At 38.0% G+C, this 13,799-nt stretch carries 18 protein-coding genes; 6 read left to right on the top strand and 12 right to left on the bottom strand.

Translation table 11 applies throughout. From position 1 onward, the window contains the following. Positions 1 to 497 precede the first annotated feature (497 nt). Positions 498 to 689, top strand: coding sequence for a hypothetical protein (locus ACQKFO_RS03510; RefSeq protein WP_324744107.1), 192 nt, complete (start codon positions 498 to 500; stop codon positions 687 to 689). Positions 690 to 872: 183 nt separating this feature from the next. Here ACQKFO_RS03510 and ACQKFO_RS03505 read toward each other — a convergent pair whose 3' ends face one another. The 4 genes from ACQKFO_RS03505 to ACQKFO_RS03490 all read right to left on the bottom strand — a co-directional run bounded on the left by ACQKFO_RS03505 (position 873) and on the right by ACQKFO_RS03490 (position 2,428). Then, complete coding sequence (locus ACQKFO_RS03505) at positions 873 to 1,349, bottom strand: NUDIX hydrolase (protein ID WP_427596906.1); 477 nt, start codon at positions 1,347 to 1,349, stop codon at positions 873 to 875. 49 nt (positions 1,350 to 1,398) lie between these two features. After that, positions 1,399 to 1,743 (bottom strand): VOC family protein, encoded by a 345-nt coding sequence (locus ACQKFO_RS03500; protein WP_427596905.1) that lies wholly within the window; start codon positions 1,741 to 1,743, stop codon positions 1,399 to 1,401. A 22-nt stretch (positions 1,744 to 1,765) separates the two neighbouring features. After that, positions 1,766 to 2,131 carry an aminoacyl-tRNA hydrolase gene (locus ACQKFO_RS03495; RefSeq protein WP_315633777.1) on the bottom strand — a complete coding sequence of 122 codons (366 nt, stop codon included), beginning with the start codon at positions 2,129 to 2,131 and terminating at the stop codon, positions 1,766 to 1,768. A 72-nt stretch (positions 2,132 to 2,203) separates the two neighbouring features. Next, positions 2,204 to 2,428, bottom strand: a complete 225-nt coding sequence (locus ACQKFO_RS03490) for a hypothetical protein (protein ID WP_427596904.1) — start codon at positions 2,426 to 2,428, stop codon at positions 2,204 to 2,206. Between the two features lie 276 nt (positions 2,429 to 2,704). Here ACQKFO_RS03490 and ACQKFO_RS03485 point away from each other — a divergent pair, with 276 nt between their 5' ends. Genes ACQKFO_RS03485 through ACQKFO_RS03475 form a run of 3 tightly spaced genes read left to right on the top strand, consistent with a single transcriptional unit; the run spans position 2,705 to position 3,964 of the window. Further along, positions 2,705 to 3,301 (top strand): TetR/AcrR family transcriptional regulator, encoded by a 597-nt coding sequence (locus ACQKFO_RS03485; RefSeq protein WP_427596903.1) that lies wholly within the window; start codon positions 2,705 to 2,707, stop codon positions 3,299 to 3,301. 4 nt (positions 3,302 to 3,305) lie between these two features. Next, on the top strand, positions 3,306 to 3,650 hold the full coding sequence (locus ACQKFO_RS03480) for a DMT family transporter (RefSeq protein ID WP_427596902.1): 345 nt from the start codon (positions 3,306 to 3,308) through the stop codon (positions 3,648 to 3,650). Next, on the top strand, positions 3,650 to 3,964 hold the full coding sequence (locus ACQKFO_RS03475) for a DMT family transporter (protein WP_427596901.1): 315 nt from the start codon (positions 3,650 to 3,652) through the stop codon (positions 3,962 to 3,964). The genes ACQKFO_RS03480 and ACQKFO_RS03475 overlap by 1 nt, the downstream gene beginning before the upstream one ends. Positions 3,965 to 4,032: 68 nt before the next feature. On the opposite strand, the gene ACQKFO_RS03470 is transcribed toward ACQKFO_RS03475, so the two are convergent. From ACQKFO_RS03470 to ACQKFO_RS03455, 4 genes are read right to left on the bottom strand one after another with little or no spacing between them, the layout of a single operon-like run. Next, positions 4,033 to 5,139: a Ger(x)C family spore germination protein gene (locus ACQKFO_RS03470; protein ID WP_427596900.1), complete on the bottom strand. Its 1,107-nt coding sequence runs from the start codon at positions 5,137 to 5,139 to the stop codon at positions 4,033 to 4,035. Continuing rightward, positions 5,136 to 6,239, bottom strand: coding sequence for a GerAB/ArcD/ProY family transporter (locus tag ACQKFO_RS03465; protein WP_427596898.1), 1,104 nt, complete (start codon positions 6,237 to 6,239; stop codon positions 5,136 to 5,138). The genes ACQKFO_RS03470 and ACQKFO_RS03465 overlap by 4 nt, the downstream gene beginning before the upstream one ends. Beyond that, positions 6,223 to 7,788 (bottom strand): spore germination protein, encoded by a 1,566-nt coding sequence (locus ACQKFO_RS03460; protein ID WP_427596897.1) that lies wholly within the window; start codon positions 7,786 to 7,788, stop codon positions 6,223 to 6,225. The genes ACQKFO_RS03465 and ACQKFO_RS03460 overlap by 17 nt, the downstream gene beginning before the upstream one ends. A gap of 33 nt (positions 7,789 to 7,821) precedes the next feature. Then, on the bottom strand, positions 7,822 to 8,610 hold the full coding sequence (locus ACQKFO_RS03455; RefSeq protein WP_427596896.1) for a nucleotidyltransferase domain-containing protein: 789 nt from the start codon (positions 8,608 to 8,610) through the stop codon (positions 7,822 to 7,824). Positions 8,611 to 8,708: 98 nt separating this feature from the next. On the opposite strand from ACQKFO_RS03455, the gene ACQKFO_RS03450 reads away from it, so the two are divergent. Beyond that, positions 8,709 to 9,800, top strand: a complete 1,092-nt coding sequence (locus ACQKFO_RS03450; protein ID WP_324744118.1) for an AI-2E family transporter — start codon at positions 8,709 to 8,711, stop codon at positions 9,798 to 9,800. A 112-nt stretch (positions 9,801 to 9,912) separates the two neighbouring features. On the opposite strand, the gene ACQKFO_RS03445 is transcribed toward ACQKFO_RS03450, so the two are convergent. From ACQKFO_RS03445 to ACQKFO_RS03430, 4 genes are all read right to left on the bottom strand, one after another. Further along, positions 9,913 to 10,350 carry a GNAT family N-acetyltransferase gene (locus ACQKFO_RS03445; protein WP_427596895.1) on the bottom strand — a complete coding sequence of 146 codons (438 nt, stop codon included), beginning with the start codon at positions 10,348 to 10,350 and terminating at the stop codon, positions 9,913 to 9,915. Between the two features lie 121 nt (positions 10,351 to 10,471). Beyond that, entirely contained in the window at positions 10,472 to 10,741 is a 270-nt protein-coding gene (locus tag ACQKFO_RS03440) for a hypothetical protein (RefSeq protein WP_427596894.1), read from the bottom strand. 67 nt (positions 10,742 to 10,808) lie between these two features. Beyond that, positions 10,809 to 11,525, bottom strand: coding sequence for a Type 1 glutamine amidotransferase-like domain-containing protein (locus tag ACQKFO_RS03435; RefSeq protein ID WP_427596893.1), 717 nt, complete (start codon positions 11,523 to 11,525; stop codon positions 10,809 to 10,811). A gap of 172 nt (positions 11,526 to 11,697) precedes the next feature. Next, positions 11,698 to 13,203: a glycine betaine uptake BCCT transporter gene (locus ACQKFO_RS03430; RefSeq protein ID WP_427596891.1), complete on the bottom strand. Its 1,506-nt coding sequence runs from the start codon at positions 13,201 to 13,203 to the stop codon at positions 11,698 to 11,700. Between the two features lie 256 nt (positions 13,204 to 13,459). Here ACQKFO_RS03430 and ACQKFO_RS03425 point away from each other — a divergent pair, with 256 nt between their 5' ends. Next, positions 13,460 to 13,600 (top strand): hypothetical protein, encoded by a 141-nt coding sequence (locus ACQKFO_RS03425; RefSeq protein WP_187443445.1) that lies wholly within the window; start codon positions 13,460 to 13,462, stop codon positions 13,598 to 13,600. Positions 13,601 to 13,799: the final 199 nt, after the last annotated feature.

Below are 13,799 nucleotides of genomic sequence, written 5' to 3'. Positions count from 1 at the left end.
CCGGAGCTGGATGACCCAAAAGCTCAGGCGGCTGGTCAGCCCCGACAAGCATAAGCAATCTTATCTTTATGCTCCCATAAAGAAAAGGCAAGCCTGTATTAAGGCTTGCCTTTTCTCATTTATAGAAATGTTCCTCTTACATATCACTTGTCATATCCAGAAGTTTATCAATATCAATGCGATAGATTGGGCGATTTATATCCTCTTGTCCAAGTTCTACGGTATCTTCTAGTACATCATCAATGTTCATACTTTTAAATACCTCCCAAGTTGTGTGTCTTCTCTGCATGGCTAAAGACCTTTTGCATTCCTATCAAAGAATACGAAAGAAGGATCCCAATCATGGGGGTACTTTAAAAAATATTAATTCGAGATGAATTGTATGGAATAATCTGAAATTTGAATCATATAATTCACTATGTTAAGGTTAAACGACTATTGATTCTACTTAAATAATAAATGGGTAGAATAGCTTTCTCCTTAAAGGAGGCATTTCAATGAAACGATTTTCCATGCTTCACGTTCCTCAGGATTATAGGCATAGAGGGCGTCCAGCTGTTACCGTTCACGTTCTACCTGTTCATAAAGAATATTTCGCGATAGGTAAATCATTAAAAGGGAACGGTCGGGCTGCAAACAACAACGAAAAACTAGCCGCATATTATGCGTATTTAGATACTTTAAAATAATCGCTTCTCTCTATAGAAACAATCACTTTAAAAGCTGATCAGAACCTTGTCTGATCAGCTTTTTTGTAATCTAACCCCAACCTATAGTGTACAAAGAGTGGCTGAGTTACCCTGTAAAATTTCACGGGAAGACGTGTCTTTTTATACGGGACCATCCCTCTCGTGTGACATGTTTTTCTTTTATCAACGCTGCTTACCCATGGCTATGTATAAATGTTGTTTATAATCATTCAGCATACGCTGGTGGCTTCCCACAATACTATCAGGTAATTCTTCTGGATTACAAAACTTTAGTTGAATGGATTCAGAGTGTTCTGCTTCCATTTCTCCAATGTAATCATTTGTAAAGTAGGCTGTGGTGACTACGTAAAACTCATCTCCATTTTCAGCTTTAATGTATTGATCCGCACCAGAATAAACGTTTAACAAATTCAACTTACCTAATGTAAGATTCGTCTCTTCCTTCACTTCTCTTCTCGCCGTCTCTTCCGTTGACTCTCCCAATTCCATTAATCCCCCAGGCAGTCCCCATGAGCCATTCGGAAATCTCCTTTGCTGCAGAAGCACTTCCTCTCTCTCATTGAAAATAATGACGACCGATCCGACTAATATAAGAGGGCGCGTTCCAACAATTTCTCTTAATTCTTCTATGTAACCCATTGATCAATCTCCTCACTGAATCTGCTGACATAATGAAGCACAGATCGGATTAGTCCGCTATATACTGACAAGCCTCAAAACAATTTCCATCTATATCCCAGAACTCAAAATATGTAACCTCTCCATCCTCTTTTATCTCCCCAACTTTTACGTCCTTTTCCACAAGCTTTAACCGGGTCTCTTCCAGCGCATCAGAAAAGAGAATCGGCTTGACGGATGAGGGACGGACCTCACCTTCTTGAACCGTTAAAGTAGAGTCTCCTTGACCTATTTGAAATACAACATACTCTCCCGAATCATAAACGCGCTCAAACTCCAACACCTCTAAATACCATTGAATAGACTTTTTTAAATCTTTTACACACATATGGACCGTATCCACTTTAGAAAACAATGAAATACCTCCTTCTTCCTCTCTAGTTTTTTAATAGTGTTAAGTGCCCGACAATCTCTTTTGCTTCAAACTTCTCCATTGGCGGAAGTGCCACTACTGTTAAAGATCCCTCTTTAATTTCAGTCAATCCGCTATCATGAATACTGAAATATCCATCACCCTCTAATTTCTCCAGCTCACCGGTTTTTCCCTTTAAAACAATTTTTTTCATTCCAGTCTGCACCCATTCTACAAAGTCTGCTTGTCGATCTTGAAAAGGTGAATCAGATGACATCATCGTCAGCGTACTAAGAGTAGCAGCATGTGCCACTTGCGCTGCCGTTTTCCCTTTTGACATATTAAGTTCCTTATTAACAATAAAATATTGAACGAGATCACGCTTATTCATTCGTCTAATCAGCCCTTTTTATCATTTAATACTTGTTATTTTAACATGCGAAGATATTGTACCTAGTATTATTTACTTCCTTCTTATCTTCACGTAATTATTTTCAACTGAAACTATTTTGACCCTCTCTCCTATTTTATAATCTAAATATTGATCACAATCCAACTTATAGGTGTGGCCGTTATCAAATTTCATCGAGCATGACGGATTTCTGCTGTCTTCATCTATAACCTCACCAGATTTAATTCCTTCCGCACCTTTTTTATCATTCGCCGGAAAGTACTTTTCCTCAATCATTACCCAATCCTCATGACTGATAATCACCAGCTTCAGAATAAAGAGCCCCACCAGAAGAATGAGTAACATAATAAGTATCACAAATTTAGCCCGTAATCCCATCGTGTTTATCCCTTTCCTTCCATATAAAATCAACAAATGATTATATGTATGAAATCTGAAATACATTCAATTATTTTAAATATCGGAAAATTTTTCCCCTCTTGCAAAAACCCTAAAATGGATTTACAATAAAACTAACGACCGTTAGTTAGTTAATAAAGAAGGTGAATAATCATGAAGAAGGACAACAAACAACTCATTAAAGAGGTCGCACTGGATTTATTTGGCCAAAAAGGTTACGAGGATACCTCATTAGCGGAAATTGCAAAATCGGTAGGTATTAAAAAGCCTTCCATTTACAACCATTTCAGAAACAAAGAGGATTTATTCATGGAAGTGATTGATGATTTAAGTGTGTCTGAAGTGACCGCCTATAAGAATGCAGAGAAAAAAATGAATCTTAATGAACCACTAAGGAATATACGAATGCTCTTTGACTTATTTTGTCACAGATTAATGACAACAAAAGAAGCTCTGCTATGGAAGAGAGTGACATTCTTTCCTCCAGAAGCGTTTAAAGATCTTATTCAAAAACAATTCATTCATTTTGAACAGGTGACAACAGCAATTTTGGTATCGATTTATCAAGTAGGTCAAAAACAAAAACTATTCAGTGACATCGAGGAGGATGAATTTATTGCCTCCTTTTTATGTTTAGTTGATGGTGTCTTTTTAGAACATCACTATTACACTGAAGAAATTTTCAGACAACGAATTGAATCGGCTTGGAAGGTTTACGAATTAGGTATATCAAGTCGTAAAGGAGAGTAGCATCATGGGTTGGATATACGTTATTATTGGTGGCATTTTGGAGATTGGCTGGGCTACTGGATTATCCCTTTCAGAGGGGTTTACAAAACCTCTCCCAAGTATTGTCACTGCCGTTCTCATCATAATCAGTTTTTATTTCTTTTCTAATTCCATGAAATTATTGCCAATCGGAACCGCGTATGCCGTCTTCACCGGTATTGGAGCAGCCGGCACTGCTGTTGTAGGAATGGTATTTCTAAATGATGGGATTAGCATTTTGAAAGTTGCATTTATTTCACTGCTCATTTTTGGAGTGATCGGCCTCAAAATGAGTGATAAAGAGGAGAAAGATACAGGGAGGTCATATTAATGGCGTGGATATTTCTCATTTTTGCCGGGCTTTCTGAAGTTGTGATGGTAACGTTCATGAAGCTTTCTGAAGGATACAAGAAGCTTGCCCCTTCCATCGTAAGCTTTGCAGCAGGAGCTTTGAGCTTTTATTTATTATCTCTTTCTCTCCTAGACATTCCAGTGAGCACGGGATATGGGATCTGGACCGGGATCGGTTCTGCCGGGGCTGTCATCATCGGGATGATCTTTTTCAGGGAAACGAAGGATTTGAAGAGATTGTTTTTTATTAGCTGCATTATAGGGAGCATTATTGGCTTAAAGATTGTTTCATGACTGTAATAAAAATGTCCAGCCATAGTATACTAAAGGCTGGACATTTTGATAAATCTTAAAAATACATATTAATTAATAATCCCTTGACCCACGATATCCACTTTTATAGTCGGTACAATGGTAATGGTGGGGTATGTTTCTGTCCAATTTATTTTTTCCCATGTTTTCGGATGATAAGCAATCAATTCTCTGCCAATTCCAAATAAATCAGAGTTGGCGAGTTGAATTTTTTCTATCATTTTTTGGGCATCTTCTGTTAATTGCTTTGAGATTTCTTTGTTTAGGTATTTAACTTTATTTATGTCGGTTAATTTGTCCTGAGGGTACTCTACGATTGAAACATCCATTTTCGTGTCGATACCTATCTGAATATTGTCTGGTGTGTCTGAGACAATTGTAAGTTTTGATTTAGATTTAGCAACATTGTACGTAATATAATTGTCAATGTTCATTTTTTTATCGTTGTCAATTTTTGTAACGAACCGAGTTCGCTTTGCTCTTTGATTGTCCATAAGCAGATATAAAGTTGATTCTTCAAAGGATAAAGTCCCCGTTAGTGAATTCTTGTGGAAAATTGCTGTTCCATCTAGTTCAACTTCACCATCTTTCATTTTAATGAGTGGAAGCGCAAAATCCTTTCCTTCATCAAACATTACTGTACAAACCGTCTGTAAATTTTGTTTAGGTATACCTGTAGAGCCTTCCGCACTTGTAAGTATTTCAATCAGAAACTCAGATATCAAAACATTTTTCTCATTCAATTTAGATAGAATTTCTTCCCCGCTTCCTTCCACCACGGCCAATTTCGCAGAAATAGAGCTATTGGGATCGCGGTAGAAAATATCTAAAAATTTATAAATGTCTTTCTTGGCTAATTCTTCCCCCAATAAGAACACCCGGTTTTTTGAGGGTTCAAAGACTCCGGAAATCTTTCTATCCATACTCATCCTTGTCTCGCGAATCGTTTTCCCTTCACCCTGTACCATAACATTGGTAGGGGTTCTATCCTTAAAGTCACGAATGATGGCAGTCGCTTTAATGGTATCTTCATCCACCATATCAAAGGAAGAAGAAAAAACAAGCCTTCCGTTTTTAAGTAAACGTTGATCCCAACACCCCGCCAAAGAAAGGTTGATGAAAAGTAGAACCAATCCTAAAATGTACTTTTTCCTCATACACGTTTCCCTCTTTCCTTCTTCTTGAAAATAAAAGAGACTCCCAATAATATAAATGGAATCACAAGTACAAAGAGATAGGATATATTAAGCACCCATTTGTTGTACAGATCCATTTGTGATGCTTTATTGGGAACTAAGGCTATGATGAAAGATAAACTGCCAAAAAATATCGTAATGACAGGACGTTTGATTCGCTTAAAGATATGGGTACTTCCCTCCGTCGATAAGAAAAGGTAGCTGGTTAACGAAGTTATTACACTGACCACCCAAAGTGAAACAAATACCAAATCAACTCTTTCAACAATTTGCAAATACAGGGATTTCACATAATATAGAACCGGCTGAGGGATGATGACTAACTCTTCAGGACTGAACGTTATTAGACTTACAATGGTGAGAAATGCATACATCAATGTCACAAAGAGATTGGCCATTGTAGCTGAGAATAAGACGGACCGTACCCCATTATGCTGGAAATAAGGAAAGAGAAATAATAGTAATTCAAAGCCAAGCATTGAAAAATAAGCTTCTTTTACCCCTTTCAAAATATTGACCCCGCCGGATTGTCCAATTGGGAGCAAATATCTCCAATCCACAGGGTACATGAACAACACAACGATAGATATCATAATCAGAAAGAAAATCAGTCCCGAGACCACAACATAAACATTGCAAATGTCGGATAAAAGTTCCTTCCCTAAGTAGATTGCTGTTCCCATTAAGAGAAGCATGATAATCCATTTTGGTGTTAGAGTAAGCACCCACGTTTTAATGATAGCAGTTGAGTACATCAATATAAGGCTGGTTACAAGTAGTCCATAAAAGACATAGGATACATTTATGAATGTACCCCCTGCTTTACCTACTAATTGTATTGAATACTGGAAAAGAGATTTAGAGGGAAATCTTCTTCCTAATACCCAAAAAATTGTTATAAATGATTGAACAACAATACCAGCCAGTAATACTGAAATCCACGCATCACCTTTCGAAACGGAAAATACGTTAAAAGGAAGCCCAAGAACCCCGACTCCAATTTGTGTTTGAATAATGAATAACATCAATTGAATGGAAGTGAGATTACTCTGATTCTTCATTTTTTTTCCATCCTCGTGGATCCGTCGTTTTCCACTTATACTGTGGTTTCAAATCCTTTGGCCTTTCTTTCATCATCCACATAGGCACACGAATAAAGGTGTCTTTTAGTGACTTGATATCCAAAGGTGCAACAGGGTATAAATAATATTGGCCCAATGATTTAAGAGTCGACATATGTATCAACAACAACATCAAACCTATTACTATTCCGAGAACCCCAAATAAAGCAGCAAAAACCATTAACGGAAATCCTAGTATCCTGACGGAAGTACTCATCTCGTTAGATGGAATAACGAAGGAAGATATAGCTGTAATCGCAACTACGATAACCATTGTATTGGAAACCAGATTTGCTTCCACAACAGCCGTCCCGATAACAAGTCCTCCCACAACCCCAATGGTTTGAGCGATAGGATTCGGTAATCGTATCGCAGCTTCACGAAGTAACTCCAAGGTCAATTGCATAATGGCTGCTTCAATCAATGGCGGAAAAGGAACATACTCCAGTGAGCTTTTGATCGAAAATATTATTTCTACCGGAATGATTTCATAATTATAAGAAATGACAGCTATATAAAATGCGGGTAAGCAAAGTGTTGCAATAAAACTGATTAATCTAATGAATCGTACAAATGAACCGATAAATGCCCGATTATTATAATCCTCTGCCGTTTGAAAGAAAGAGAAAAAATTCACAGGCAGAAGTAAAACGGTAGGACTTCCTTCCATTACTAGAGCAATCCTGCCTTCCATTAGATTTCCGGCTACACGATCTGGTCTTTCCGTATTCAAAAACTGGGGAAAGGGAGAAAACGAATTATCTTCTAAAAATTCTTCAAAGTATCCAGGTGACTGAATCGCATCTACTTGGACATAATTGATCCGGTCTTCAATCGTTTTCAGCAATTCAGGATTTGTCAAATGAGATAAATAAACTAAAGCGTACTTTGTTCTTGTTGTTTCTCCTACACTTGAGTATTTCACTGTCAATTTCTTACTGGAAATTCTCTCTCTTATTAAATGCACATTTTCTGTAATATTTTCACTGAACCCTTGATGTGATCCTCTAATCACCTTTTCATTTATTGGTTCAAAACGATTAGTAAGAATTTTAGGCATACTGATAAAGGTCAGGATTTCACTGTCTTCCGTAATTAATAGGCAGTGTCCATCCACCATTGCGCTGAGTGCCTCGTCTAAATACAAGGTTTCTTTAATACTATTACTACTAACGACATCACGTATTTCGCCTGAGCCTTTTTCTAATATAGGTTTTATAATATACGTCTGTAAGCTCCTATTATCAATGACCGAATCAATAAACATAATGGTCATTATTTTACTATTAAAGGTTAATTCTCTTATTATTAAATCATCAGTATTAAATAAACCGTTACGAAAATAAGAAACTTTCTCTTCTAAAGTGAGAAATTCGGGAACTACTTCTTCTTTTTCTGAAAGCAGCTGCTTGGGTATTCTTCTATTCCTTTTATTAAACGAACTCATATTAGCACCTTCAGTAAGAATCTTTTTTTCTATGTTTCCCAAAGGAGGTGCTATTATGCATCCCCGAGACTCATGTTAACGTTCCTTTCCGTAAAAATGCATCCCCCATACATCTTCTAAAATAGTGATGAATGTTTCGTTTATATGTCCCCATTGAAAAGAATCATCCATGTGTAGATTCTCCAGAGTCCCGTTCATTATTAGTACGTCATTACTTATGTAGTCTTCAAAATTCCTAACAATGGGGTTAGGAACCTCCTTTCCATTAACTCTTGCTCGAATCATAGATGAAATGGTGTCCTTTATTTCTTCATTTATATTAATGTGGTAAATCATTTCGTTCATCCCATTTGGAGGAAACGTTTGAAACTCTTCAATCCATTTACAAGCAAGCCACGGCCTGATAATCATCATCCATTTCTTCAAATCTTTGATATCTTCTTTCAAATACCTTTCCATATTGCTTTTAACCATGCTATTGTAATGTTTTAAACAGCGGGCGGGAGAAAAAGTCATGTCTCGGAGCTCTCTGATTTTCTCTATAGCTGAGTGCTCCCTATATATGTTTTCATTTGTTAACCATTCCACTAGGGACGGATTTGATTTACGAAGAAGTTTGAGTGCTTTACTAAGGTCCCATCCGCTGAATTCAATGGAATAATGTGTAGACTTTTCAATCCCCTCCTTGGTTTCTTGAAGATCTAAGTATACCGCTACCTCCCGTATATATATAAACCGCACATCATAATCGCTCTCATCTGTATGATAGCCCCATGCCCGACTTCCGGCTTCAACGGCATACAGAATCCTTACTCTCTCTTCTCTTTCGATAATATTAAGCTCATCCAGAATGGTTTTTCTCACAAAATATTCTCCTTATCCTATATATATTAGTAGGGTTTTCCTTTCAGTATTTGATATACTTAATCACACAAACAAGTCGATAGATAGAGGTGAATAGCTTGACCAAGAAAAAAATGTACTCATGGAGCCTTCAGGTTCTCATTATTCTTACCATTATTTATGTTTCAACAAAGATTTCATTTTTATTTGAACCGATAGTCGTATTCGCTTCAACATTATTTTTCCCGATCATCATTTCAGGATTTTTGTATTTTTTATTAAACCCTTTAGTCAATCTCCTGGAAAAAGCAAGATTGCCGAGAACCATTGCCATCATCGTGCTTTATGCTGCAATTATTGGTGTAATGGTGTTAATTATAGGGAATATCGCGCCTATTCTCTCAAAGCAGATAACAGGGTTGTTCAATGAACTTCCGGAGTATGCAAGACAAACGAGGAATTTTATCGAATACTTATCTGAGACTCAACAATTCAAATGGATGATGAGTCAAGATTATGTGTCACTTAAAGATGTAGAAAAACAGCTAATGGACTTTGCCAATACTTTACCTGATAATATCACAACTGCTCTTAAAGGATTAGTAAGTGTTCTGACCAGTATTACGATACTGATTGTCACCGTCCCTTTTCTATTATTCTTTATGTTTAAAGACGGTCATAAATTTCCTAAGGCCATTTCAAAATTTCTTCCTCCTGCCTACCGGGAAGAAGGGATCAACACTTTAAAGGATACGAGTGACACACTAGCCGCATACATACAGGGACAATTGACGGTAGCTTCCTTTGTGGGGACCTTGACTTTTATAGGGTATTTAATCATTGGACTTCCCTACGCATTGGTGATGGCATTAATAGGAGCGGTAACGAATATCATTCCTTTTATCGGTCCTTTTATCGGTGCTGCACCTGCCATCATCGTGGCACTGTTTGATTCACCGACGAAAGCCATTCTCGTCATCGTGGTTGTCACGATTGCACAACAAATAGAAGGGAACCTCCTTTCACCCCTGATATTAGGAAAGCGTCTGGATACTCACCCAGCTACGATTATCATATTATTGCTGGTGGCAGGAAACCTGGCAGGTATTCTTGGAATGATCCTAGCCGTTCCTTTTTACGCGGTAACAAAAACCATTGTGTTAAATTTAGTGAAGTTCATTAAACTGAGAAGATCTGCGATTCAAGAATGATAGTGGAGAGACAACCGGGCTTGCCCGGTTGTTTATTTCTGACGTGACAAAAACGTGGAAGTTGAACCGAAAGAAGGTTAAGGAGCAGATATCATTGACTCGATCCCGACAATCATATTTGTTTATACATAATCACATGCGGCCCGATTGGTTCTATTTCAAATACATCCCCCAACTGTATTAATCCCAATTTCTCATAATATGCCCCAGCCGAAATTCTGGCATTGCACCACCACATTTCACACCCTTTATCTTTTAGGACCTTTTCGCCGTATACGATGAGCTGCTTTCCAATCCCATTTCCCCTGTAATCCTTAAGAGTAGCCATTCCCCTTAATCGGTAAGGCAGATATCCATTCAAACCCGGTTGTGCCTCCTGATAAAAGGAACCAATACTGATTAGCACCTCTTCTTCAAAAACGCCAATGTGAAAGGAACTCTCGTTTAAATCTCCTTCATATTGACACTCCTCTATCGATTGCGTCGGCCTTAAGATTTGTTGTCTAATGGCATATGTATCGGTAGCTGAAATAAAACGAATATCAATCATTTTCACCCTCCATTTTTGATCTCTAGTTTTTCATCCCTATTTTATCATAGCATCATCATCATATTTGAGGTGAATAAGAAAAGGAGCCATCCCTCCATAGGAGATTGCTCCTCTTGTATCCTTATTTCTTTTTAAATAACTTATTTGATGCACCTTTGACTGCCTTGCTTGCGGTGTCTACTGTTTTCCCGACCATTTTGTTCCCTGTATTGCTTACATTTTTCACAAAATCTGCCGATGTATCTGACACTTTCCCTACAAGTCCGCCTTTAAATCTTACACTTTTGATTATTTCGTTAGCTGTGTCTGCCGTTTTATTCACTAGCCCGCTGGCTTGCTTTGACGTGTTCTTTACAAAGTCACTTGGAGTATTTCGTTTATCTTCAGCCATGATGTTCTCCTCCTTAGAAAAAGACTCATCACTATCCCTATGTCAACCAATTTAAAAGTATGCTGATTCAGGTTCTATCTTTATACCCCTTTTTTAGAAATTCTGTCGATAAAACCGTTTCGTGCATATCGCCATCTCTCTTCTCGACCCTATAGGCCAAAGCATGAACTCTTGAACTCACTACTTTATAAAGACTTTCATCAATAAAATGTAAAGCAGCACCATCATCCACCCCATAGCCTGCTTGAAGTATCCCTTTACGGATGAATGAATGGAATTGGGTACGCCTATCTTCTTCGCCGTCATAATGAGGGGAGTGGCTTCCTTTTAAGAATCCCAACCCTTTAATCGTTTCTAATTCTTCACCATACGAATCAGTAATTCCTTCTTCAAACCAACAGATCGAACCTGCGCTCAAACCTGCAAGAATCGTCCCTGATTCCCAAGCTTTCTTGATGATAGAATCGACCTCCCACTCTCTCCATAGGGCAAGCATACTTTTTGTATTGCCGCCACCCACATAGATAATATCCTTTTCAAGAAGGAACCCCTCTAAATCTTTGGTAGGCAATTTGAATAGTGATAAATGGGAAGGCGTACACTGAAGCGAGAGAAAGGAATTGTAAAATCGCTCTATATAACCCTCAGCATCTCCACTGGCTGTAGGTAAAAAGCAAACCTTTGGCTTAGATTCCCCGGCCTGATTTATTATATATTGATCTAAGAGCAAGTTCTCAGGCTCCATGGAAAATCCGCCCCCACCCATTGCGATAATCTGTTTCATTGAATCAACACTCTCCCTCTATTCTAAATTCCCAATAAGTATCTTAATCCTATCAAAATCTGTGACTATGGCGTACATTATTTTACAATTCAAGAAGAAAAAACAATAGAAAAACCCTCTATACGAAATAGAGAGTTGATCACTTACTTTATTAGTTCTTCAGTTAATAAAATCACTTACCAGCACCAGAGGTTTTATTTTTTTTTAATTTCATTTCTTTTTGGAATGAAAGAATTAATCCATATGTCATGACAAATAAGATGATACCTAATGGTAATGCTGTGATGATGGTGGCAGCTTGTAAACCGCTGATTCCCCCAGTGCCCATCAAGATTGCTGCAATGGCAGCTAGTACGATTCCCCAGCTGAACTTCACGAAGAATGGAGGGTTCAAGCTTCCATTGGACGTTTGCATCCCCAGTACAAATGTTGCCGAGTCAGCCGAGGTCACAAAGAACGTGATAATCAAGATGAGGGAAATAATCGACAGCACCCCACTTAGAGGCATTTGATCATATACATAAAATAGTGCCGTCTCCAAACTTTGACCCGCTACATCTACACCTTGAACAAAGTCGAAATACAATCCTGTTCCACCGAATACTCCAAACCAAAGAGCACATACGATTGTTGGCACAATGATGACGGCAATGATAAACTCACGAACAGTCCTTCCTTTCGATACCCTCGCAATAAAAGTTCCCACAAACGGTGTCCATGAGATCCACCATGCCCAATAAAATATCGTCCAATCCTTTACCCACTGATTATTTTCCACGTTAAATGGTGAAAAGCGTAATCCCATACTAGGAAGGTTCTGAACATAGCTCCCAAAAGTGGTCAAAAACAATTCCAGCACAAATTGTGTAGGACCTGCGATGAGAAAGACAATGAATAGCAAGACTGCCAATACCATATTGGCATTGCTCAAATATTTAATTCCTTTTGATAAACCAGATGCAGCAGAAGTAATAAATAGAACCGTTGCAACTCCCATGATCATAAGCTGAACTTTAAAGTCAATCGGGGTTCCCATCAGGTAATTAAGTCCACTGTTAATTTGTTGTGCACCAATCCCAAGTGAAATCGCCACCCCGAAAATCGTGGCAAACACAGCGACAATATCAACAATATACCCTATGGGACCTTTCACTCTATCTCCAATGACAGGATATAACGTGGCACTCATCAGTCCTGGCATATCCTTCCTGAATTTATAATAGGCAAGGGCCAATGCTACGACCGCATAAATGGCCCAGGCATGGAATCCCCAATGAAGATATGTATAACGTAATCCTATTTTAGCTGATTCAATGGTCCCGCCTTCTCCATATGGTGGAGTGGAGTAATGAGAAACAGGTTCCGAGACCCCATAGAATAGAAGTCCGATTCCCATTCCTGCACTAAAGAGCATGGCAAACCATGTCAATGTGGAATATTCGGGTCTATCAGTGTCCTTTCCTAATCGAATCTTCCCATATTTACTAAATGCGAAGAAGATGGCGATGAGGAAAAAGAATGAAGCTGAAAATTGATAAAACCAGCCAAACTTGTCCAGAAGAACTCCTTGAGTATTGGACATGATATCGATTAATGCCTGAGGAAAAATAACCCCCCAAGCCACAAAAATGATGCCGATAGTAATCGCAATCCAAAACATTGGTGTGAAATTTTTCAAATGACTTCCCCCTTAAATCGTTGATGAAGCTCTAACATGTAGAAATAAGTATGTAAAAAAATAAAGGCACGAACTTATTAATACCCCCCTTTTTCAAGAGCTAAACTAGTAAGTAACTGGAAAGTGAGGGACGGACCTTTTCAAGGTCCGTCCCTTACTCTTTATTTGCATATTTATTATTCACATTTACTAAATTGATTTTTCATGTATCTTTTTTTCATTTCGGGGCAAATTATAGTAGACGGAGGTGATAAACATGACTAATAACAACAACAACAAGCCACAACAACAAAAAAATGAAGCAGAATTTGCTCAAGAGCAAAACGCTGCTGAAAGAGCTAGAAAAGCTGCTAAACAACAAAATCAGCAAAATCAACAAAACCAACAAAATAAATAAAAACATAGTGACACAATTGAATACTTAACAAGAGACTAGTCAACTGACTGGTCTCTTTCTATTAAGCCTGCCTCACTTAATGAACCTTTGTTGGGTAGATCCATATAATGATGAACATGCTCCTCAAACATATTTTAAATAGAAAAACCTCCCAGGATTGTTCCGGAGAGGTTAGTGTGATTAGCTTATTCTTGATGGC

This window comes from Rossellomorea sp. NPDC071047 (genome assembly GCF_050270195.1).
Lineage (GTDB): Bacteria > Bacillota > Bacilli > Bacillales > Bacillaceae_B > Rossellomorea.
The sequence above is the reverse complement of the archived record's forward strand: the minus strand, read 5'-3'. Positions and strand labels throughout refer to the sequence as shown.

Excerpts from the sequence above, each read along its gene's own strand:
- ACQKFO_RS03510 (WP_324744107.1), top strand. The coding sequence starts at position 498 with ATGAAACGATTTTCCATGCTTCACGTTCCTCAGGATTATAGGCATAGA.
- ACQKFO_RS03505 (WP_427596906.1), bottom strand. The coding sequence starts at position 1,349 with ATGGGTTACATAGAAGAATTAAGAGAAATTGTTGGAACGCGCCCTCTT.
- ACQKFO_RS03495 (WP_315633777.1), bottom strand. The coding sequence starts at position 2,131 with ATGAATAAGCGTGATCTCGTTCAATATTTTATTGTTAATAAGGAACTT.
- ACQKFO_RS03490 (WP_427596904.1), bottom strand. The coding sequence starts at position 2,428 with ATGATTGAGGAAAAGTACTTTCCGGCGAATGATAAAAAAGGTGCGGAA.
- ACQKFO_RS03485 (WP_427596903.1), top strand. The coding sequence starts at position 2,705 with ATGAAGAAGGACAACAAACAACTCATTAAAGAGGTCGCACTGGATTTA.
- ACQKFO_RS03480 (WP_427596902.1), top strand. The coding sequence starts at position 3,306 with ATGGGTTGGATATACGTTATTATTGGTGGCATTTTGGAGATTGGCTGG.
- ACQKFO_RS03475 (WP_427596901.1), top strand. The coding sequence starts at position 3,650 with ATGGCGTGGATATTTCTCATTTTTGCCGGGCTTTCTGAAGTTGTGATG.
- ACQKFO_RS03470 (WP_427596900.1), bottom strand. The coding sequence starts at position 5,139 with ATGAGGAAAAAGTACATTTTAGGATTGGTTCTACTTTTCATCAACCTT.
- ACQKFO_RS03465 (WP_427596898.1), bottom strand. The coding sequence starts at position 6,239 with ATGAAGAATCAGAGTAATCTCACTTCCATTCAATTGATGTTATTCATT.
- ACQKFO_RS03445 (WP_427596895.1), bottom strand. The coding sequence starts at position 10,350 with ATGATTGATATTCGTTTTATTTCAGCTACCGATACATATGCCATTAGA.
- ACQKFO_RS03440 (WP_427596894.1), bottom strand. The coding sequence starts at position 10,741 with ATGGCTGAAGATAAACGAAATACTCCAAGTGACTTTGTAAAGAACACG.
- ACQKFO_RS03435 (WP_427596893.1), bottom strand. The coding sequence starts at position 11,525 with ATGAAACAGATTATCGCAATGGGTGGGGGCGGATTTTCCATGGAGCCT.
- ACQKFO_RS03425 (WP_187443445.1), top strand. The coding sequence starts at position 13,460 with ATGACTAATAACAACAACAACAAGCCACAACAACAAAAAAATGAAGCA.